Annotated in this window: 18 protein-coding genes and 1 tRNA gene; 9 read left to right on the forward strand and 10 right to left on the reverse strand. The window is 53.4% G+C overall.

Annotation, left to right across the window (positions count from 1 at the left end; all coding sequences use genetic code 11):
* Positions 1–67: 67 nt before the first annotated feature.
* On the reverse strand, positions 68–907 hold the full coding sequence (dapF, locus tag ACQZQY_RS14205; protein WP_431295834.1) for a diaminopimelate epimerase: 840 nt from the start codon (positions 905–907) through the stop codon (positions 68–70).
* Between the two features lie 73 nt (positions 908–980).
* The gene (locus ACQZQY_RS14210; protein ID WP_431295835.1) at positions 981–1,556 is read right to left on the reverse strand and encodes a nuclear transport factor 2 family protein; all 576 of its coding nucleotides are present in this window, start codon (positions 1,554–1,556) and stop codon (positions 981–983) included.
* A gap of 205 nt (positions 1,557–1,761) precedes the next feature.
* On the opposite strand from ACQZQY_RS14210, the gene ACQZQY_RS14215 reads away from it, so the two are divergent.
* Positions 1,762–2,346, forward strand: a complete 585-nt coding sequence (locus ACQZQY_RS14215) for a GNAT family N-acetyltransferase (RefSeq protein ID WP_431295836.1) — start codon at positions 1,762–1,764, stop codon at positions 2,344–2,346.
* A 95-nt stretch (positions 2,347–2,441) separates the two neighbouring features.
* Here ACQZQY_RS14215 and ACQZQY_RS14220 read toward each other — a convergent pair whose 3' ends face one another.
* The 4 genes from ACQZQY_RS14220 to ACQZQY_RS14235 are packed head-to-tail and all read right to left on the reverse strand — an operon-like array spanning position 2,442 to position 6,726.
* Positions 2,442–3,371, reverse strand: coding sequence for an ROK family protein (locus ACQZQY_RS14220; RefSeq protein WP_431295837.1), 930 nt, complete (start codon positions 3,369–3,371; stop codon positions 2,442–2,444).
* Positions 3,368–4,234: an ABC transporter permease gene (locus tag ACQZQY_RS14225; protein ID WP_056780840.1), complete on the reverse strand. Its 867-nt coding sequence runs from the start codon at positions 4,232–4,234 to the stop codon at positions 3,368–3,370. The genes ACQZQY_RS14220 and ACQZQY_RS14225 overlap by 4 nt, the downstream gene beginning before the upstream one ends.
* On the reverse strand, positions 4,234–5,154 hold the full coding sequence (locus ACQZQY_RS14230) for an ABC transporter permease (protein WP_183846697.1): 921 nt from the start codon (positions 5,152–5,154) through the stop codon (positions 4,234–4,236). The genes ACQZQY_RS14225 and ACQZQY_RS14230 overlap by 1 nt, the downstream gene beginning before the upstream one ends.
* Positions 5,155–5,181: 27 nt before the next feature.
* Positions 5,182–6,726, reverse strand: a complete 1,545-nt coding sequence (locus ACQZQY_RS14235) for an ABC transporter substrate-binding protein (RefSeq protein ID WP_183846699.1) — start codon at positions 6,724–6,726, stop codon at positions 5,182–5,184.
* A gap of 235 nt (positions 6,727–6,961) precedes the next feature.
* On the opposite strand from ACQZQY_RS14235, the gene ACQZQY_RS14240 reads away from it, so the two are divergent.
* From ACQZQY_RS14240 to ACQZQY_RS14250, 3 genes are read left to right on the forward strand one after another with little or no spacing between them, the layout of a single operon-like run.
* Positions 6,962–8,101: an ROK family transcriptional regulator gene (locus ACQZQY_RS14240; RefSeq protein ID WP_183846701.1), complete on the forward strand. Its 1,140-nt coding sequence runs from the start codon at positions 6,962–6,964 to the stop codon at positions 8,099–8,101.
* Between the two features lie 12 nt (positions 8,102–8,113).
* On the forward strand, positions 8,114–9,547 hold the full coding sequence (locus ACQZQY_RS14245) for a M81 family metallopeptidase (protein ID WP_431295838.1): 1,434 nt from the start codon (positions 8,114–8,116) through the stop codon (positions 9,545–9,547).
* 1 nt (position 9,548) lies between these two features.
* Positions 9,549–11,369, forward strand: a complete 1,821-nt coding sequence (locus ACQZQY_RS14250) for an ABC transporter ATP-binding protein (RefSeq protein ID WP_431295839.1) — start codon at positions 9,549–9,551, stop codon at positions 11,367–11,369.
* Between the two features lie 98 nt (positions 11,370–11,467).
* Here the strand turns inward: ACQZQY_RS14250 and ACQZQY_RS14255 are convergent.
* The 3 genes from ACQZQY_RS14255 to ACQZQY_RS14265 form a co-directional block, all read right to left on the reverse strand.
* Positions 11,468–11,552, reverse strand: a tRNA-Tyr gene (locus ACQZQY_RS14255).
* Between the two features lie 215 nt (positions 11,553–11,767).
* Positions 11,768–12,616, reverse strand: coding sequence for a formyltetrahydrofolate deformylase (gene purU / locus ACQZQY_RS14260; protein ID WP_056780822.1), 849 nt, complete (start codon positions 12,614–12,616; stop codon positions 11,768–11,770).
* Between the two features lie 45 nt (positions 12,617–12,661).
* Positions 12,662–13,126: a YchJ family protein gene (locus ACQZQY_RS14265; protein WP_414071191.1), complete on the reverse strand. Its 465-nt coding sequence runs from the start codon at positions 13,124–13,126 to the stop codon at positions 12,662–12,664.
* 148 nt (positions 13,127–13,274) lie between these two features.
* Here ACQZQY_RS14265 and rssA point away from each other — a divergent pair, with 148 nt between their 5' ends.
* The 4 genes from rssA to ACQZQY_RS14285 all read left to right on the forward strand — a co-directional run bounded on the left by rssA (position 13,275) and on the right by ACQZQY_RS14285 (position 17,884).
* On the forward strand, positions 13,275–14,186 hold the full coding sequence (gene rssA / locus ACQZQY_RS14270; protein WP_056780813.1) for a patatin-like phospholipase RssA: 912 nt from the start codon (positions 13,275–13,277) through the stop codon (positions 14,184–14,186).
* A gap of 96 nt (positions 14,187–14,282) precedes the next feature.
* Complete coding sequence (rssB, locus tag ACQZQY_RS14275; protein WP_056780810.1) at positions 14,283–15,296, forward strand: two-component system response regulator RssB; 1,014 nt, start codon at positions 14,283–14,285, stop codon at positions 15,294–15,296.
* Positions 15,297–15,523: 227 nt separating this feature from the next.
* On the forward strand, positions 15,524–16,867 hold the full coding sequence (locus ACQZQY_RS14280) for a UDP-glucose dehydrogenase family protein (RefSeq protein ID WP_056780807.1): 1,344 nt from the start codon (positions 15,524–15,526) through the stop codon (positions 16,865–16,867).
* Between the two features lie 9 nt (positions 16,868–16,876).
* A complete protein-coding gene (locus tag ACQZQY_RS14285; RefSeq protein WP_217204057.1) occupies positions 16,877–17,884 on the forward strand; it encodes an NAD-dependent epimerase in 1,008 nt (335 codons plus the stop codon).
* A 197-nt stretch (positions 17,885–18,081) separates the two neighbouring features.
* Here the strand turns inward: ACQZQY_RS14285 and hns are convergent, their stop codons facing one another.
* On the reverse strand, positions 18,082–18,489 hold the full coding sequence (hns, locus tag ACQZQY_RS14290; RefSeq protein WP_056780802.1) for a histone-like nucleoid-structuring protein H-NS: 408 nt from the start codon (positions 18,487–18,489) through the stop codon (positions 18,082–18,084).
* 624 nt (positions 18,490–19,113) lie between these two features.
* Here hns and ACQZQY_RS14295 point away from each other — a divergent pair.
* Positions 19,114–19,722 carry a thymidine kinase gene (locus ACQZQY_RS14295; RefSeq protein WP_421670152.1) on the forward strand — a complete coding sequence of 203 codons (609 nt, stop codon included), beginning with the start codon at positions 19,114–19,116 and terminating at the stop codon, positions 19,720–19,722.
* The last annotated feature ends 127 nt before the right edge of the window (positions 19,723–19,849 follow it).

A 19,849-nucleotide genomic window follows, 5' to 3' on the forward strand; every position in this document is an offset into this window, starting at 1 on the left:
ACAGGCTGCCGTGATGCAAAGCGTTAATCAGCAGAGAGGAGGAAAGTGAACACTGCACACCACCGGGCTATGCAGGCATATCCCAGAAACAGTCGCTGTCGAGCGTGACGGACGCGATTTTTTGCACCGGCCCGCGCATGTTGACCTGAAAATCGCCGCTGAAACGGATGGCAAGTTTTCCGCCCGGCATATGCACCGTGACATTTTCGTCCACCAGCCCCAGTTTGTGCATCGCGCTGGCCGCTGCACAACTGCTGCTGCCGGACGCCAGCGTATACCCGGCGCCGCGCTCCCAGATGCCGATACTGATGTTGCTTCTGTCCAGCACTTGCACGAACTGCACGTTGGTCCGTTTCGGGAAAATCGCCAGTGTTTCGATTTCCGCGCCGAGTTGTTTCACGACATCCAGATCCAGTTTTTCAACGCGGATCACGCAGTGCGGATTACCCATGGAAACCAGTGTCGCGCAAAGATGATGGCCGCCCGCAACCAGCGGCAGCGCGAGGGCTTCATCACCTTCAACATTGGCCGGTAAGGCCGCCGGGGAGAATTTTGCCTGGCCCATATCGACAATCACCTGATGCGCGCCTTCGGTCACTTCGCAACGCACCTGACCACCCGAGGTATTCACCAGAAAGGGTTTATGGGATACGCGGCCTGTATCAAACAGGTAGCGGGCGTAAATGCGCAGTCCGTTGCCGCTTTTCTCGGCCTCAGAACCGTCGGGATTGATAATGCGCAAGGAGGGGATATCGGCGTCGTCATGGTCGATCAGCAAACCGTCGGAACCGATGCCGTAATGACGGTCGCAGATGCGCCGGATTTGCTCATGGCTGAGCAGGGCGGCGACGCTGTGATGGCAGACCAGATAATCGTTACCCAGTCCGTGATAGCGGTGAAAAATCATAGTGGCAGCTCCGGAAGTATTCATCATTGATATGAATAGATTTAATCGGAAACTGCCCATTTGTCAGCTAATTTCAGGCATGCAACCACGCCAGACCTTCAGCCTTCATCTCTTTTTCGAGCTGGCTGAATTTTGTGGCGAAAATGCGCTTCACCGGAAAGCCGCTCTGTTCCAGCAGATAAGCCAGCGGCGCATATTCACGCGGGTATTTCGCGACGATGGATTGATCAATGTCCACCAGACCTTTCGGGAAGGTAAAAGTCCCCATGTCATAAACAGACTGACGTTTTACGATGCGCCACACGCCGTCTCGTTTTTCGATCAGATCATAAAAGCGGTTGTGGTTGCTGCAACCAATGCCGAGTTTGACGTTTTCGCCGACAATCATCGCGTTGGTTTCTGCAATGGCGCGGTTACCGTTAAAGGTGATGACGGGGGAGGCTATCAGGTGTTTCGTCACAAGATCAGAACCGCCCATCTTTTTTGAGCCTTCCACAAACTGGCTGAAGATGCCTTCAAACCAGGTGACTTCAATGGTGCCGTCATCATGGAAAAGTTCAAGCAGCTGATCCCACTGGGATAAATCGCGGTGGATCCAGCCGTTCATCAGGTCGGCTATATCTTGCTGGTCTTGCAGTGCAGGGGTCATGGTAAGGCTCCGAAATAAACAGGGAACTTATGCTACATTTTAAATAGTAACTAATGCAACTATACCTTAAGTTATTTGTTTGCCAGATGTAACCGACGTTATGATGGTGGGCGCTTGCGGGGCGGGAATTTATTTCAAAAGGCTCGTCGGGTGTGATACTAAGAACATTCACGCCGAATAAACAGCCATAAACAAGGAGTTATGCATGGATACGTTTACTGTCCCCGTGGTTACCCCGCCGTTAACGATGACCACACCGCGTTTGATCCTGCGCCAGTGGCAGGAAAGCGATTTTGGCCCGTTCGCTGTGATGAATGCGGATCCACAGGTGATGGAATTTTTCCCGTCAGTGCTGACCCGGGAGAAAAGCGACGACATGGCAATGCGCTGTCGTGATTTGATTGCCGAACGCGGCTGGGGGATCTGGGCAGTAGCGTTGCGTGAAACGGGCGAGTTTATTGGCTTCGTCGGGTTGCATACGCCGGGCTATGACCTGCCATTCACGCCATGTATTGAAATTGGCTGGCGCCTGCGGGCAGATACATGGGGTAAAGGGTATTGCAGTGAGGCCGCGCGGGCGGCGCTCGATGCCGGTTTTAACGTGCTTGGGCTGAAGGAAATTGTGGCGTTTACTGCGTTGCCCAATCTGCGCTCGCAGGCAGTGATGAAGAAAATGGGTATGGTGTGTGATCCCACTGAAAACTTCAAACATCCGGCGGTGGCTGCGGGAGACTGGCTGGAGGAGCACTGCTTGTACCGGCTTTCTAAAGGGGCATGGCAAGCCACCTGATACAATATTGAAAGGCGCATATCCCTGCGCCTTTTCACTTAACTCCTTGTTTGCCGTCTGAATGCTGGGGAAGGCGGGGAGGCTGAATCTGAAGGCTAGCTGCCAAGTCGCCCCATGACTGAAGCCCCGACTAACCCGCCGCCGGTCAGGAATTTCCCGGGTATCAGCAGCGGTTCGGTGTAGGTATGCAGCACGCCGGCGCGTACTTTTTGATCCAGCGCGGCGATCAGTTCTGTCGCCGAAGCCAGACCGCCGCCTGCGACGATCCGTGATGGACCGAGAATATTCACCAGCAGCGCCAGCGGTTCGGCGACCAGTTCCAGCCAGGCGTTCACGGTGAGAGAGGCATCGGTATCGCCATTCAGCCAGCCGGTCACAATCTCCAGACTGGTGTTTTGCTGGCGGTGAAAATGCTCATGCAAACGCTCCATGCCGCGCGCGCCACCGAGCATGTCGAGACAACCGGTCTGGCCGCAGCCGCATGTCAGGCGCGGAACGCAGTAGCTTTCGCCATTGAGCGTCAGCGCCGTGCGGGTAATAGCGCCATGCCCCCATTCACCGGTGACACCCCCGTGGCCGCGCACCAGCTGGCCATTGATCACCAGACCCCCGCCAACGCCGGTACCTAAAATGATGGCGGCGACCACCGCATGATGTTGTGCGTTGCCCGCATGGGCTTCGGCAAGGGCGAAACAGTCGGCATCGTTAGCGGCAGTGACCGGGCGCTCAAGCGCAACGCTGAGATCTGTCGCCAGTGAATGGCCGGTAAAGGCCGGAATGTTGGTTGCCAGCATTTCGCCCGTTTGCGGTGAAACCAGGCCGGCAGTGGAAATGGCAAGCGGGGTGGATGACGGTAAATCCTCCCCGTAACGGGTGATGAGTGTTTGCATGGCATCGACGAAATCGTCCCAGGAGGCGACGGGTGTCGGGACTTTGCCGCACTCTTCAATTTCGCCTGAACGACGTGAAATGCCAAATTTAATAAACGAACCGCCGATATCGGCGCAAAAAACGGCTGAGGTCATGAGCGTGTGTCCAGTAAATCTCGCAGTCCGTCGCCCAGTACGTTAAAACCAAGCACGGTCAGCATAATGGCCAGACCGGGGAACAGCGAAAGGTAAATATTAATGCCGAGGAAGTTGCGGCCATCGCTCATCATGGTACCCCATTCCGGCATCGGCGGCTGCACGCCAAGCCCGAGAAATGAGAGGCTGGCAGCGGCGAGGATCACCGTACCGGCGGTCAGCGTCGATTGCACGATAATCGGCCCGATGGCATTGCGTAAAATGTAATGCACGATGATGCGGTAGTTCGATAAACCCAGCGCCTGTGCGGCCTCGACGTATTCCATCTGCTTTAATCCGAGCGTCAGGTTACGGCTCAGGCGCGCGTACACCGGGATGGCAAACAATGAAATCGCGATCAGCAAGTTTACCAGCCCGCCGCCGAGAATACTGACCACCAGAATCGCCAGCACGATGCCCGGAAACGCGAACAACATGTCCATAAACCACATGATGATCATGTCGGTATAACGACCCGCCATACCGGCGATAATCCCCAGCGGAATGCCGATGATCATCGCCAGCCCGACGCTCAGCACTACTTCGATAATCGAAATGCGTGCACCATAAATTACGCGGGCAAAAATATCGCGGCCATAATCGTCGGTGCCAAACCAGTGACCGGCATCGGGCGGCAGCAGGGTATCAATCAGATCCTGAGCGTAAGGATCGTGACGGGTGATAAGCGGCGCGAAAAGGCCAGCCAGCACGATCAGGCTGACGATAAAACCGCCGAGGGTCACGGCAGGATGACGCCATAACCAGCGGAAAAAGCGCAGCGTGCGCGGTTTGCGACGGGCTAATGGCGTGATAATGGCAGACATTAATCGAACCTTATTTTTGGATTCAGGAAAGCGATCAGTAATTCACCGAGCAGGTTCATCACCACCACGCCGCAGACGGCGACCAATGCCACGCCCTGAATCACCGGGTAATCACGATAGCGCACGGAATCCACCAGCAGGCGGCCAATGCCCGGCCAGTTGAAGACGGATTCTGTGACCACCGCGCCGCCAATCAGGCTGCCGAAATTGAGCGCCACGATGGTGACAATCGGGATCAGCGCATTACGAAACGCATGGCTGCAATAGACGGTGGTGGCGGATAACCCTTTGGCGCGCGCGGTGCGGATATAATCTTCCGATAACACATCCAGCATGCTGGAACGTGTCATGCGCGCCATCACCGCCATCGGTAAAACTGCCAGCGTTACCGAAGGCAAAATGTAGCTTTTCCATGACGTCGCGCCGAGTAACGGCAACCAGCCGAGACTGACCGAGAAGGTGTTCATTGCCATCAGCCCCAGCCAGAAGTTGGCGATGGACGCACCGGCAATCGCCAGCAACATCACGCCAAAATCCGGCCAGCGGTTGCGGTACACCGCGCCTATCATGCCCGCCGGAACGCCCACCGCCACCGCCAGAAAATACGCCAGCACGGCCAGCATCAGGGTATACGGCATACGTTCACCGATTTCCTGCGTGACCGGCTGCTGCGACTGCAACGAGACGCCGAGATTGCCGTGCAAAACGTCACCCGCAAAATGCAGGTATTGCGTCACCAGCGGCTGATCAAGCCCGAGGCGTACACGCATGGCATCGACTGCTTCCTGCGTGGCTTCGGGACCGGCCATCAGACGCGCCGGATCCCCCGGCAGCGCACGGATGGAGACAAAAATCAGCATCGACACGCCGATCAGGATGATCGGGAAGGCGATGAGTTTTTTGGCAAGATAAGCTTTCATGGCGCTTTTCCACTGTTCATGCCGCAGTTATTTTTTCTGTGCATCTTTAACCACAATTTGCCCGCCGGGGATCATCGTGACGCCTGAAATGTTTTTGCCGGTGGCGTACAAATCATTCTGGTAATACAACAGCACCTGCGGCGCCTGCTGGTTAATCTCTTTCTGCGCATCGACGTAAATCGCGTTACGGGAATTTTCATCCAGCGTCGAAGCCGCTTTGTCTAACATTTCATCCAGTTTCGGATCGCTGAAGAAGCCCAGATTGGCGCCGCCTGGTGCGAAACTTTTGCTGTAGTAAAGCGGACGAAGTTGCAGATCTGCGCCGTTCGCGCCGGAAGACCAGGAGGCCAGAACCGCGCCGGTGTTGTCGGCTTTTTTACCGGCCTGATCGGCAAACGCTGCCTTAGTCCACACGCCGCTTTCCATGATCTTCACGTCCAGTTTCACGCCGATTTTCGCCCACATGCTTTGCAGCACCTGACCGATGCGGGCGTCCTGACCCTGCACCGCAATCGACATGGTGAAACCGTCAGCGACACCGGCTTCTTTGAGCAGGGCTTTGGCTTTTGCCAGATCCAGCGGATACGGGTTGAGTGTTTTGTCATAACCGGCGGTGACCGGTGCCAGCGGAGAGTTCGCCGGTTGTGCGAAACCGGACATGATGGCGCGTACCAGCCCGTCGCGGTCGGTGGCGAAGTTCAGTGCCTGACGCACGCGGACGTCGCTCAGCGGTTTGAGATCGGTGTTCAGCGCCACCCAGAATACGGAAGCGCCAGGGCTTTCATGCAGGTCAAACTTCGGATTGTTCTTCAGCACGCGGGCAAACTGCGGCGGGACCGGGTTGATGACGTCGGCTTCACCGGCCTGCAACGCCATGTTCATCACCGAAGGTTCGGCACTCCAGGTCCATTTGATGTCATCCGGCCCGGCGGCTTTATCGCCCCAGTAACCCGGATATTTTTCTTCCAGCACGAATTCGCCGGTCTTGTACTGCACCATTTTGTAAGGGCCGGTGCCGACGGCCTTGCTGTCGAGCGTGCCGGTTTTATCCGCCGCCGGGCTGACCATCAGACAGGCGCCGGTGGTCAGTAAATTCAGGAAGGCCGGGTACGGTTTTTTCAGTTTGAACACGACGGTGGATTCGTCGGTTTTGGTCACGCTGTCGAGGAAGGTACGCAGACGTCCACTGGCCGCCAGACCGCGTTTGGTGTCGAGATGACGGGCGAAGTTGGCGACAACGGCGTCGGCGTTAAAGGGTGTGCCGTCGTGGAAGGTCACACCGCTGCGCAGTTTGAAGGTCCACACCAGACCGCTTTCGTCACTGCTCCACGAGGTTGCCAGCGCCGCTTCCGGTTTGAGTTGCGGCGACATGCGCAGCAGGCCTTCGTACATCGGGTCCAGTACCGTGCCTGTAAAAGTGGCGGTCTGGTTGCCCGGATCCATACTGCGCGGCGCTTCGTTTTGCATCACGTTCAGCGTGGCGGCAAAAACCGGCAGCGAAAAGGCGGCGAGCAGTGCGCTGCTCAGCAGCGTTAACTGCACGGGACGCCGGATGTAACGGGTAATCTTCATGTTCTGCCCTCTGCGTGAAAAATCGGATTAAGTAGCTCTGGCTCAGTCTGCCGGTTCGTCAAAACGCCGGTATTAACGACAGCTTGTTTTAACAAAGAGATTTAACAAATAGTTCATATGAAATACTTATGTATGAACATTTAGTTTAATTTGTGAACTAATTAGCATTGATATATCCATTTCTACCGTTTAATGTCAATGCAGATGAGCGAAAACTGAGAGCGCCAAAACGAATATGCTAACAACTTTGCAACGTCAGATTTTAGGTGCAGTGAATGCCGCAGGCGGTTTAAGCCGTACCGAACTGGCGCAATTCTCAGGCATGAGTAAAGCGGCCATCGGCGGCGTGGTGCGCGAAATGCTCGAGGCCGGTTTTCTGCATGAAGCGGAAACGGTGCCGGGCAGCGGGCAGGGCAGACCGTCGGTACGGCTGGTGGTGCATCCTGACGGCGCCTGGTTTGCCGGGGTTTCTTTGCTGCAAAATCCGGCGCAAATGGCGCTGATCAATTTGCATGGCGAAATACTGTCGCGGGTGTCTTTTGCGGCGGACGCGGATCCGCAGCAGCTGGCGGCGAATATCGCCGGTGCCTTACCCGCGTTACTCGAACCTCATCCCGAGGCGGCGAAAAAGCTGGTCGGGCTGGGCGTGACGCTCTCCGGGCTTATCGATGAACATCAGTCGACCTGCGTGCAGTCGGCGTTGCTGGGCTGGCGCGATGTGCCGCTGGCAAAGCTGATTTCGCAGGCGACCGGCATGGAAGTGGCCATTGAAAATGACGCCAAAGCCCTGGCGGTGAGCGAGAAAAGTTTCGGCCAGGCGCGGGATCTGAGCAGCTTTACGCTGGTCAGCCACGGCGCGGGCATCGGCAGTGCGCATTTTATTGCCGGAAAGCTGCACCGGGGTTTGCACGGCGGAGCGGGGGAAATTGCGCACTGCACGCTGGAGCTGAACGGTTCGCCCTGCCGCTGCGGCAAGCGGGGTTGTCTGGACACGCTGGCATCGCTCAATGCGATTGCGGAAATGGCGAAAGCGGAAGGGCTGGAGGCCACCACCATCGGCGGCCTCGAGCTGCTGGCGATGCAGGGGCAGACTGCCGCCATCCGTATTTTGCATCGTGCCGGGTCTGCGCTCGGTTTAGCGATATCCCATCTGATTCAAATTAATGACCCGGATCTGATCCTGATTGCACATCAGGATGCCGATTTTTCCGGGCTGTTCGGCACGGTTGTGCATCAGTCTGTTGAAGCCAACGTGCTGCCGGGCAACGCCGGTAAAACGCCGGTCCGCACTTTTACCCTAAACGACGACACCTGGGCGCGCGCGGCGGCAAGTATTGCTGCACATCGCTTTCTTGTCGGTCTGAAGCCAGTCTGAGGAATCATCAACATGCGTATAGCTGTCAGCGGTATCCATATTGAATGCAGTACTTACAATCCGGTTTTGAACGAAGAGAAAGATTTTACCGTTGTGCGCGATGCGCAGCTTCTGGCCTCACCGCGCTTTCGTTTTTTGCAGGATTATCCGGCGACGTTTTTGCCGACTATCCACGCCCGCGCCATTGCCGGTGGTCCGGTAGCGCGGGCAACTTACGATAAATTTAAAGCAGAAATGCTGGCGGGGCTGGACGCGCAAAAACCCTTCGATGGTGTGTATCTGGCGATGCACGGCGCAATGTACGTTGAAGGTTTAGAAGATGCCGAAGGCGACTGGATCGCCGCGGCGCGAAAAGCGGTGGGGCCGGACTGCCCGATCAGCGTCAGTTACGATCTGCACGGTAATGTTTCGCAGCGCATTATTGACGCCATCGATATGTTTTCCACCTACCGCACGGCGCCGCATATTGATGTGGAAGAAACCATGCGCCGTTCGGTCGCCATGCTGGTGAAACATCTGCAAACCGGCGTGAAACCGATGCTGCTGTGGGTGCCGGTGCCGGTGGTATTACCGGGCGAGCGCACCAGTACCGAAGATGAACCGGCGAAAAGTTTGTACGCCCGCCTGCCGGAAATGGATGACGTTGACGGCGTGTGGGACAGTTCGCTGATGGTGGGTTATGTGTGGGCGGATGAACCGCGTGCGACGGCTGCGGTGATCATGACCGGCACCGACCGCGCGGTACTGGAACAGCAGGCCACGCAACTGGCGCAGGCTTACTGGGACGCGCGCGAAGACTTCGTATTTGGCTGTGAAACGGACACGGTTGAAGCCTGCGTGAAAAAAGCCATTGCCTGTGAAACGCGCCCGGTGGTGCTGGCCGATTCGGGCGATAACCCGACCGGGGGCGGCGTCGGTGACCGCGCCGACGTGTTACAGGAGCTGATCAGGCAATACGCACAAAATACGATTGTCGCCGGGATTGCCGATGCACCGGCGACGGAAGCGGCATTCAATGCCGGGGTCGGATCAATTCTGACCCTGACGCTCGGCGCGTCGCTGGATCATTCCAGCCCGCAGGTAAAAGGTGAGTTTGAAGTGGTTTTCCTGCTCGATGCGCTGACACCGGCAGACCGTCAGGCGGTTCTGCGTACCGGCGGTATTGATGTGGTGGTGTCTGCACGCCGCAGGCCGTATCACAACATCAGCGATTTCACCGTGCTGCAACTGGATCCGCATACTGCCGATATTGTGGTCGTGAAATCCGGCTATCTCTCGCCGGAACTGGCGCCGATTGCCAGCCCGAATTTAATGGCGCTGTCTAACGGCGTGGTCGATCAGTTTGTTGAGCGCCTGCCGCGTAACCGCAAAGCGCGCAAAACCTTCCCGTTTGACCGTGACTTCAGCTTTATCCCGCAGGTGCAGCTGTCGGCGAGGAGCAAATAAGATGAGCGAACCGGAAAATCGTCAGCCTGTGCTGAGCGTAAAACATCTCACCACCTCTTTTCGCGGTGATGATGACTGGCTGCCTGTGGTGCGGGATTTGTCTTTTGATGTGTATCCCGGTGAAACGCTGGCAATTGTCGGGGAATCCGGTTCGGGAAAAAGTGTCACGTCGCTGTCGGTGATGCGTTTACTTAAGGCGCAGGGCAGTAAGATTGAGGGCGAAGTCTGGCTGAATCAGCGCAGTTTGCTGGCGCTTTCCGATAAACAGATGCGCGATATTCGCGGCAATGAAATGGCGATGATTTTTCAGGAACCGATGACGTCGCTCAATCCGACATTCAGCATCGGCAGGCAGATTGCGGAAAGCCTGAAGCGGCACCGCGGGATGTCCTCCGCGCAGGCGCGGGCCGAAACCCTGAAGCTGCTGGAGAAAGTCCGTATTCCGAATGCCAAAGCGCGTTTTGACGAGTATCCGCATCAGTTTTCCGGCGGTATGCGCCAGCGCGTGATGATTGCCATGGCGCTGGCGCTGAAACCGAAATTGCTGATCGCCGACGAACCGACCACGGCGCTGGACGTGACCATCCAGGGGCAGATTCTGGATCTGATTAAAACCTTGCAGGAAGAGGAAGGGATGGCGGTGTTGTTCATCACGCACGATATGGGCGTGGTGGCGGAAATCGCGGACCGCACGCTGGTGATGTACCGCGGTGAGGCGGTAGAAAGCGGGGCGACGGAGGATATTTTCCATCGCCCGCAGCATCCTTATACCCGCGCGTTGCTGGCGGCGGTGCCGAAACTCGGATCAATGCAGGGGCATGGCTGGCCGTTGCGCTTCCCGCAAATTAATCTGCAAACCGGTGAGGCGAGCGTGCCAAAGGAAGTGGCTGGCACGGTTGATGCCGGGGCGACGCCGTTGCTTTCGGTGAAAAATCTCAGCGCAAGGTTCCCGGTGTATGGCGGTATTTTCAGTCGTCAGGTGGGGGCGGTTCATGCGGTGGAAAACATCAGCTTTGATTTATTTCAGGGCGAAACGTTGTCGCTGGTCGGTGAATCCGGCTGCGGCAAATCCACCACCGGCCGCGCAGTAACGCGCCTGCTGAAACCGCACAGCGGGGCGATTGATTTCGACGGTTTCGATGTCATGAATCTGGGCAAACGCGACATTTTACAGATGCGTCAGCGCATCCAGATGATTTTCCAGGATCCGTTTGCCAGCCTCAATCCCCGTATGCGGATTGGCGACGCGCTGATTGAACCGATGCTGCAACACAAACTGTATAACCGCAGCGATGCAAAAGAGAAAGCCGCGTCGTTGCTGCAAAAAGTCGGGTTGTCGCCGGACATGCTGCGGCGTTTTCCCCATGAGTTTTCCGGCGGGCAGCGCCAGCGGATTTGTATTGCGCGCGCGCTGACGCTGGATCCAAAAGTGATTGTGGCCGATGAATCCGTTTCCGCCCTGGATGTCTCTGTGAAAGCGCAGGTAGTGAATTTGCTGCTCGATTTGCAGGAAAGTATGAATCTGTCTTATCTGTTTATTTCGCATGACATGGCCGTGGTTGAGCGGGTGAGTCATCGCGTGGCGGTGATGTATCTGGGGGAAATTGTCGAGATCGGCCCGCGTGCGGCGATATTCGATAATCCGCAGCATCCGTATACGCGAAAACTGATGGCGTCAGTGCCGGTGCCGGATCCGTCGCGCAGAATGCTCAAACGACAAATGCAGGTGGACGAGCTGAAAAGTCCGGTGCGCGATAACGGTTATATTCCACCGCAAAGGCAGTATCAGGAAGTCTCGGCAGGGCATTTTGTTCAGGTTTGATTGGCTCGAACCTTCGGGTCGAAGATTCTCTATCCTTACCGATCTGAGCTTTATTTGATTTTTGTTTTTTGTGGGAGGTAACGAGAACTACGGGAAGATGGTGGTGGGGGAAGGATTCGAACCTTCGAAGTCGATGACGGCAGATTTACAGTCTGCTCCCTTTGGCCGCTCGGGAACCCCACCACAATTTTTTGTGGATTTTACTACGTACTTCTTAGCCATAAATCATCATGTGCTACATGGATGATTTCACGTTACAGCGGTTAACGCTGCGAACGGGGCGCATAATACCAAATGAAACGGATGTGTAAAGTGCTGAAAGCGATAAAAAAGTTCGATTGCGGTTTTTTTGTTCTTAACGATGCTTCTCTGTGCGAAAAGCATCGTCAGAACAGCTTTTACAGAATAACCGTGCGGTTTCCGTAAACAAACACGCGCTGCGCCAGAACGCGATAAAGCGCACGGCTGAGCACATTTTTTTCAACGTCACGACCGGCGCGCATCATATCTTCGGCGGTGTAGGTGTGATCGACGTTAATCACGTCCTGCATGATGATCGGGCCTTCGTCTAAACTGTCGTTGACGTAATGCGCGGTGGCACCAATCAGTTTAACGCCGCGCTCGTACGCCTGATGGTAAGGGCGTGCGCCGATAAAGGCAGGCAGGAACGAGTGGTGAATATTGATAACCTGATGCGGATAATGCTGCACGAAACCCGGTGTCAGCACGCGCATGTATTTCGCCAGTACGACGTAATCAGGCTGGTACTGATCGATCTGGGCAATCATCGCGCTGTCATGCTGTTCGCGGGTCAGACCTTCGTGGCTGACCAGATGGAACGGAATGTCAAAGCGTTCAACCAGCGATTGCAGCGTGTCGTGGTTACCGATAACGGCTGCGATCTCAACATCCAGTCCACCGTAAACGGCTTTCATCAACAGATCACCCAGGCAATGGGCCTCTTTGGTCACCAGAATGACGATACGGCGACGGCCTGTGCTGTTTAACTCACGCACCGAACCCGCCGGCAGCGCGCTGTCGAGATCGGCAAGCAGTGTGGTGTCGTTGAAGATCCCTTCCAGCTCGGTGCGCATGAAGAAGCGTCCGGTGCGGTGATCCACGAATTCATTGTTCTGCACGATATTGAGTTCGTGCTTGTAGCAAATGTTAGTGATTTTGGCGATCAGACCTTTTGCATCAGGGCAAATGGTGCGTAATACCTTGGTTTGTACGTTCTGTTGCGGCATGAGGGTGTGGATCCTGTCCAAGACTGGTAGTCATAATGCGGTCAATTATTTACCGCAGCACTTCTTATATTTTTTACCCGAACCGCAAGGGCAGGCATCATTGCGGCCTGTCTGCGGTTTGATTCCATCTATATAGTACCAGCGATCTTTCAAACGAAGAAATCGCGAACGTTCATGAATAAGATGGATTTGTTCCTGACCGGTTTCGGTAAAGCGTGCGGCGAACTCCACAAAACCTTCGTCCTGATCACGGCCTTCGTGCTGGTTTAACACCTGCAATCCAAGCCATTGCGTGGTCGCAAACCCGTCCTGCAAACTTTCGCGCCAGTGCTCTGCGTGACAATCCGGGTGCCAGGTGGCGATCAGATAACTCGCATTTTTCAATGTGTACGCGGTGTAGCGCGAACGCATCAGCGCGGCGGGTGTGGGCGCAGGTTTTGTCTCGTCGATGTAAGGCTGGCAGCATTCGTCGAACAAAATGTTGCTGCCGCAAGGGCAAAGTAGGGACACGTAAACTCCTGATTCAGCCTGTATTACATATGTTACAAGCAGGTTGCGCTATTGAATGCGTCAAAGTGTTATGTTACCTAACATCCTCGCCGTGTGGCAACGCGCTTCCCGGTTCACTTTTATCCACAGTTGGCATTAAGGTTTTCAAATGAGTAGAAAAGTCACGATCGGTCTGGCCCTTGGCTCGGGAGCAGCAAAAGGCTGGGCGCATATTGGCGTGATTAATGCCCTGAAAGACATGGATATTGAGGTGGATGTGGTCGCCGGATGTTCGGTTGGCGCGCTGGTGGGTGCGGCGTATGTCAGCAACAGATTGCCGGCAATGGAAAGTTGGGTGCGATCTTTTAGTTACTGGGACGTGCTGCGGCTGATGGATTTTTCATGGAAGCGCGGTGGACTGCTGCGCGGCGAGCGGGTGTTTAATGCGGTCGGCCAGATTATCCGCGTCAGCGAGTTCGAAGAATGTTCGAAAAAATTCGGGGCTGTGGCGACCAACCTGAGTACCGGGCGTGAACTGTGGCTGACGAAAGGGGATTTGCACGAAGCGGTGCGTGCTTCCTGTAGTATGCCCGGCCTGCTGGCTCCGGTCTGGCACAACGGTTACTGGCTGGTGGATGGGGCGGTGGTCAATCCGGTGCCGGTATCGCTGACCCGTGCGCTGGGGGCAGATATCGTTATCGCAGTAGATTTGCAGCACGACGCCCATCTGATGCAGCAGGATCTGCTCACGGTACAGCCGACCGGAGATGAACACAGTCTGGAGAAAGAGCTGAGCTGGCGGGACAGACTTCGCCAGCGTCTGACCCGCCCGAATGCCCGTAAGCCGAACGTCAGCCCTTCAGCCATGGAAATCATGTCGACGTCCATTCAGGTACTGGAGAACCGCCTCAAGCGTAACCGCATGGCGGGAGATCCGCCGGATGTGGTGATTCAGCCCTATTGTCCGCAAATTTCCACACTGGATTTCCATCGCGCTGCAGAGGCGATCGAGGCGGGACGTCTCGCTGTAGAAAAGCAACGTGAGCAATTGTTACCCTTGATAAAAAACAAACCGTTCTGAGTGGCTTAACGTGCGCATTGACGGAATCTGATAATTCTGACAAGCAAAATCAGGCTTTATGAGCCACTATTAGAATAAGAAAATCCGGGGGTCGTGATGGATAAACCACTTACAAGCAAGCACATACTTATCGTAGAAGACGAAGCCGTTTTCCGATCTGTGCTCGCGGGTTATGTGAGTTCTCTCGGCGCTACCTTCACGGAAGCAGAAAACGGCCTTCAGGCACTCTCTCTGATCGAAGATTTCCCTCCTGATTTAATCCTTTGCGATTTGGCGATGCCCGAAATGGGCGGCATTGAATTCGTTGAGAACCTGCGATTGCAGGGAAATAAAATTCCTGTTCTGGTGATTTCAGCCACCGATAAAATGACTGACGTGGCAACAATGCTGCGCCTCGGTGTGGAAGATGTATTGCTCAAGCCCATCGGCGATCTCCAGCGCTTGCGCGAAGCCTTGCTCACCTGCCTGTATCCGAAACTGTTTTCTTCACAGGCGATGGAAGAGAGTTCACTGGTTCAGGACTGGGAAGCCTTGTGCCGGAATCCGAATGAAGCGCAGCGCTTGCTGAAAGAGTTGCAGCCACCGGTTCAACAAACCCTTGCTCACTGCCGCATTAATTACCGGCAATTGACCACCACCGACCATCCGGGGCTGGTGCTGGACATCGCGGCGCTGTCGTCTAAAGATCTTGGTTTCTATTGCCTTGACGTCACCCGTGCGAATGAAAATGGGGTGCTGGCGGCACTGTTGCTGCGCGCTATTTTCAACAGCCTGCTGCGTGAGCATCTGAGCGATCAGCATCAGCGGTTGCCGCAGATGTCGACGCTGCTCAAGCAGGTGAATCACTTATTTAAACAAGCCAATCTGAAAGGGCAGTTTCCTCTTCTGCTCGGTTATTATCATGCCGAGCAAAAAAACCTGATTCTGGTGTCTGCGGGATTACACGCCAACGTCAATACCGGGACCAACACCATCCAGCTCAGCAACGGCGTGCCGCTGGGCACGACAGGCGCCACCTATTCCAACCAGATAAGCCAGCGCTGCGACGCGTGGCAGTGCCAGGTATGGGGATCGGGTGGGCGTCTGAGATTAATGTTGTCTACTGAGTGAGCATATTTCTCAGCGAGTAGAATAATGCCTTAATAGTATTGAGCATTTCTTCCGCAGGACGTTTCATATTCATGATTCATCACATTATTCTAAGACCTATCTTATGCAAAATATGCCATTGCAGAGGCACTTACGTGTGAAACTGGTATAATGCGCCCAGAAATTTAGCCGTCTAATTAACGTTGTCTAAAAATGTTTGTTAAAAAATAAATAATAGGAATTCGCTGATGAAAGTAACAGTTTTTGGTATCGGTTACGTCGGACTTGTTCAGGCGGCGGTTCTTGCTGAAGTCGGGCATGAAGTTTTGTGCATCGATGTTGATGCGAACAAAGTGGAGAACCTGAAAAATGGTCAGATCCCCATTTTCGAACCGGGTTTAACGCCGCTGGTAAAACAGAATTATGAAGCCGGGCGTCTGATGTTCAGCACAGATGCGGCCGAAGGCGTGGCGCATGCCACCGTTCAGTTTATTGCTGTGGGCACGCCGCCGGATGAAGATGGCTCCGCCGATCTGAAATATGTTACCGCTGTAGCGCGTACTATTGCTGAACACATGACCGACACAAAAGTGGTGATTGATAAGTCTACCGTTCCGGTCGGCACGGCAGATAAAGTTCGTGCCGTGATGACCGAAGTGCTGAAACAGCGCGGCGTAGACATCGATTTCAACGTGGTGTCAAATCCGGAGTTCCTGAAAGAGGGGGCCGCTGTTGCCGACTGCATGCGCCCGGAGCGTATCGTTATCGGTACCGACAATCCTGACGCCATCGACCCTATCCGTGAACTGTACGAGCCCTTCAACCGCAATCATGACCGTATGATCCTGATGGACATTCGCAGTGCTGAGCTGACCAAATACGCAGCTAACTGCATGCTGGCCACCAAAATCAGCTTTATGAATGAGATGTCTAATCTGGCTGAAATGCTGGGTGCGGATATCGAGAAAGTACGTCAGGGGATCGGTTCTGATTCCCGTATCGGTTATCACTTTATCTATCCTGGCTGCGGTTACGGCGGTTCCTGTTTCCCAAAAGACGTGCAGGCTTTGATCCGCACGGCAGAACATATTGGTTATCAGCCAAAATTATTACAGGCTGTGGAACAGGTGAATTATCAGCAGAAATATAAATTACCGACTTTCATTCAGCGCCACTTCGGTCAGGATCTGCAGGGTAAAACCTTCGCACTTTGGGGGCTGTCCTTTAAGCCGAATACCGATGATATGCGTGAAGCTTCCAGCCGCGTTTTAATGGAACAACTTTGGGCCGCGGGCGCGAAAATCAAAGCCTACGATCCGGAAGCCATGAATGAAACTCAGCGAATTTACGGTCATCGTGAAGATCTCGAACTGATGGGAACCAAAGAATCCGCATTGCAAAACGCCGATGCGCTGATTATTTGTACGGAATGGCAGAATTTCCGCGCGCCTGATTTCGATGTCATCAAAAATGCATTAAAAGAACCGGTCATCTTTGATGGTCGTAATTTATTCGATCCTGAACGTTTAGAAAAACGCGGGTTCACTTACTACGGGATTGGCCGTGGTGCATCAGTTAATCCGGTTCTGTAAGGAGAATTCATGAAATATCTGGTTACCGGCGCTGCAGGGTTTATTGGTTTTTATGTGTCACAACGTTTGCTTTCGGCAGGCCATACCGTTGTCGGGATGGATAATCTCAATGACTATTATGACGTCAATCTGAAACTCGCACGTCTGTCACAACTGGAAAATAAAGACGGCTTTGAGTTTTTCAAGCTGGATTTAGCCGATCGTGAGGGTATGGCGGCATTGTTTGCGGCACAGCGTTTTGATCGTGTTATTCATTTGGCTGCGCAGGCCGGTGTCCGGTATTCCATTGAGAATCCTTTAGCTTATGCAGATTCTAACCTCATAGGATTTGTTAATGTGCTGGAAGGGTGCCGTCATAATAAAGTCGGTCATTTGCTTTATGCGTCTTCCAGCTCAGTTTATGGTCTGAACAAGAAGCAACCCTTCTCAACGGATGATTCGGTTGATCATCCCGTGTCATTGTATGCTGCGACGAAAAAAGCCAATGAATTAATGGCTCATACTTATTCGCATCTTTATCGCCTGCCAACCACCGGATTACGTTTCTTTACTGTTTACGGTCCGTGGGGGCGTCCTGATATGGCGCTGTTTAAGTTTACCAAAGCAATGATCGCCGGTCAGAGTATTGATGTTTATAACCACGGCGAAATGCGTCGGGACTTCACATATATCGATGATATTGCCGAATCCATTGTTCGCCTGCAGGATGTCATTCCACAAGCGCAGCAGGACTGGACGGTAGAAGAAGGTTCTCCTGCCAGTAGTTCAGCGCCTTATAGTGTCTATAACATCGGTAATAACCATCCGGTGAAGCTGACGGCCTATATCAGCGCGCTTGAGAAGGCCCTTGGGATTGAGGCTGAAAAGAATATGCTGCCTATGCAGCCTGGTGACGTGCATGAAACCAGTGCCGATACACAGCCGCTGTATGAGGCTATCCACTTTAAGCCGGAAACGACGGTTGAGCAGGGCGTGCAGAACTTTGTTGACTGGTACCGCGATTTTTACCAGGTCTGACATGAACTAATAACAAAAGGCTGCCCAGGCAGCCTTTTTTATTTATCAGAAATAATTCAGTTAAATCTTATGGTTGTTTAACCTGGATTGTTTTTGATTTTTGTTGCTACCCGAAATGCATCAACCTAAATACATAACAAAAAACCCATCACAAGGATGGGTTTTAGCATTAATAACACTGAGGTCAATAAGGGCAATTACAGCAGGAAATCGTCCAGTGATTTGCCTTGCTCTTCAATTGCTTTCTTGATCACAGCTGGAGTACGACCCTGGCCAGTCCAGGTTTTGTTTTCGCCGTTCTCGTCGATATATTTGTATTTCGCAGGGCGTGCAGCACGCTTGGCTTTACCAGCAGATTTGGTAGCAGCCATTGTTTGCAGCAATTCGTTAGGATCAATGCCATCAGCAATCAGCATTTCACGGTATTGTTGCAGTTTACGTGTACGCTCTTCAATTTCAGCAGCTGCCTGAGAATCTTCTTCGCGACGTTCGTTAACAACAACTTCTAATTTCTCCAGCATCTCTTCCAGAGTTTCGAGAGTGCATTCTCTTGCTTGTGCGCGCAGAGTACGGATGTTGTTCAGAATCTTTAATGCTTCGCTCATTATACTAGTCTCAAATTATATGGTGGGGGGCGTTTGGTTAATAATAGATTGCTCTTCTCTATTCTGCAATAGCCAATTTGAACACCTGACTCTAATTTACGCATTTAAAGCAAATATTGATAACAGTGTAAAAATATAGTTGAGCCGGGACACACTATTTATCTGGGGCATATAAGCTAATTTTCAATACATTCTTCAGGTGTATTCGCGTGCCGCAAGATGCGTTGTATAACTTTGCGAGACTTCGCACAAATAAAACATTTACGTGGGCATCTATTGTAAGGATATGGCAAATCAGGGCATTAATGCTACAGCCTTTAGGATTTTTACCGAACTTTTAAGACTCCGCTGATCGGATCCGCTATGTATAGACAAACCAGCGTACGCATAAGGTATTACATATAAATACCGGTCAGATAAGGTAATAAGGTGTTCAGATAACGCATTATGATTGGCGGGTTTTATAATTTCTGTTTGTAAGTTTCTGTGTTTTTTGAAAAGTCATAAAGCGTTATTCATGGATCTTATTGGGATCGGTGACGCGATGTTATCAGCCGGCAGGGGCTATGGTACAATCCTTGCCGAAAAATTCCGCCATCCAATACTTAACGGGGTCGCCGCTTAATGGCTCAACTTTATTTTTATTACTCGGCGATGAACGCCGGTAAATCGACATCTCTGTTGCAGTCTTCATATAATTATCAAGAACGTGGCATGCGTACGCTGGTCTTAACGGCGGAGTTAGATCACCGGTTTGGCGTCGGTATGGTCAGTTCTCGTATCGGATTGTCATCGCCTGCGGAACTTTACAATAAAGAAACCGATCTCTTTAATTTGATCGCACAGGACAGCGGCTCACAGCGCCTGAATTGCGTTTTGATAGATGAGTGTCAGTTTCTTACCAAGGCGCAGGTGTCGCAGCTTACAGACGTCGTGGACGACCTTGATGTGCCGGTTCTGTGTTACGGATTGCGGACAGACTTTCGTGGAGAGCTTTTTGAAGGCAGCGAGTACCTGCTGGCATGGGCGGATAAGCTGGTCGAGCTTAAAACCATCTGTCACTGCGGCCGTAAGGCCAACCGTAACCTCCGCATGGATGAGAAGGGTAACGCGCTGCACGATGGCGCACAGGTGGTCATTGGCGGGGATGAGAGCTATGTGTCCGTTTGTCGCAAGCATTATAAAGAAGCCATGGCCGCGATAGCTCCCCTTGACGATACAAAGACACGCTAAGTCAGCCGGGCCTGTGAGCGGTAGCAAATCTGTACCAGATTGAAGAGTGCCATTAAAACGTCGAGTGACGCTCCTGATGGCACAATAAAAAAACCCGCCATTTGGCGGGTTTTTTGCTTACGGGAAT

The sequence above is a fragment of the Rahnella sp. PAMC25559 genome (assembly GCF_050632365.1).
GTDB classification, from domain to species: domain Bacteria; phylum Pseudomonadota; class Gammaproteobacteria; order Enterobacterales; family Enterobacteriaceae; genus Rahnella; species Rahnella rivi.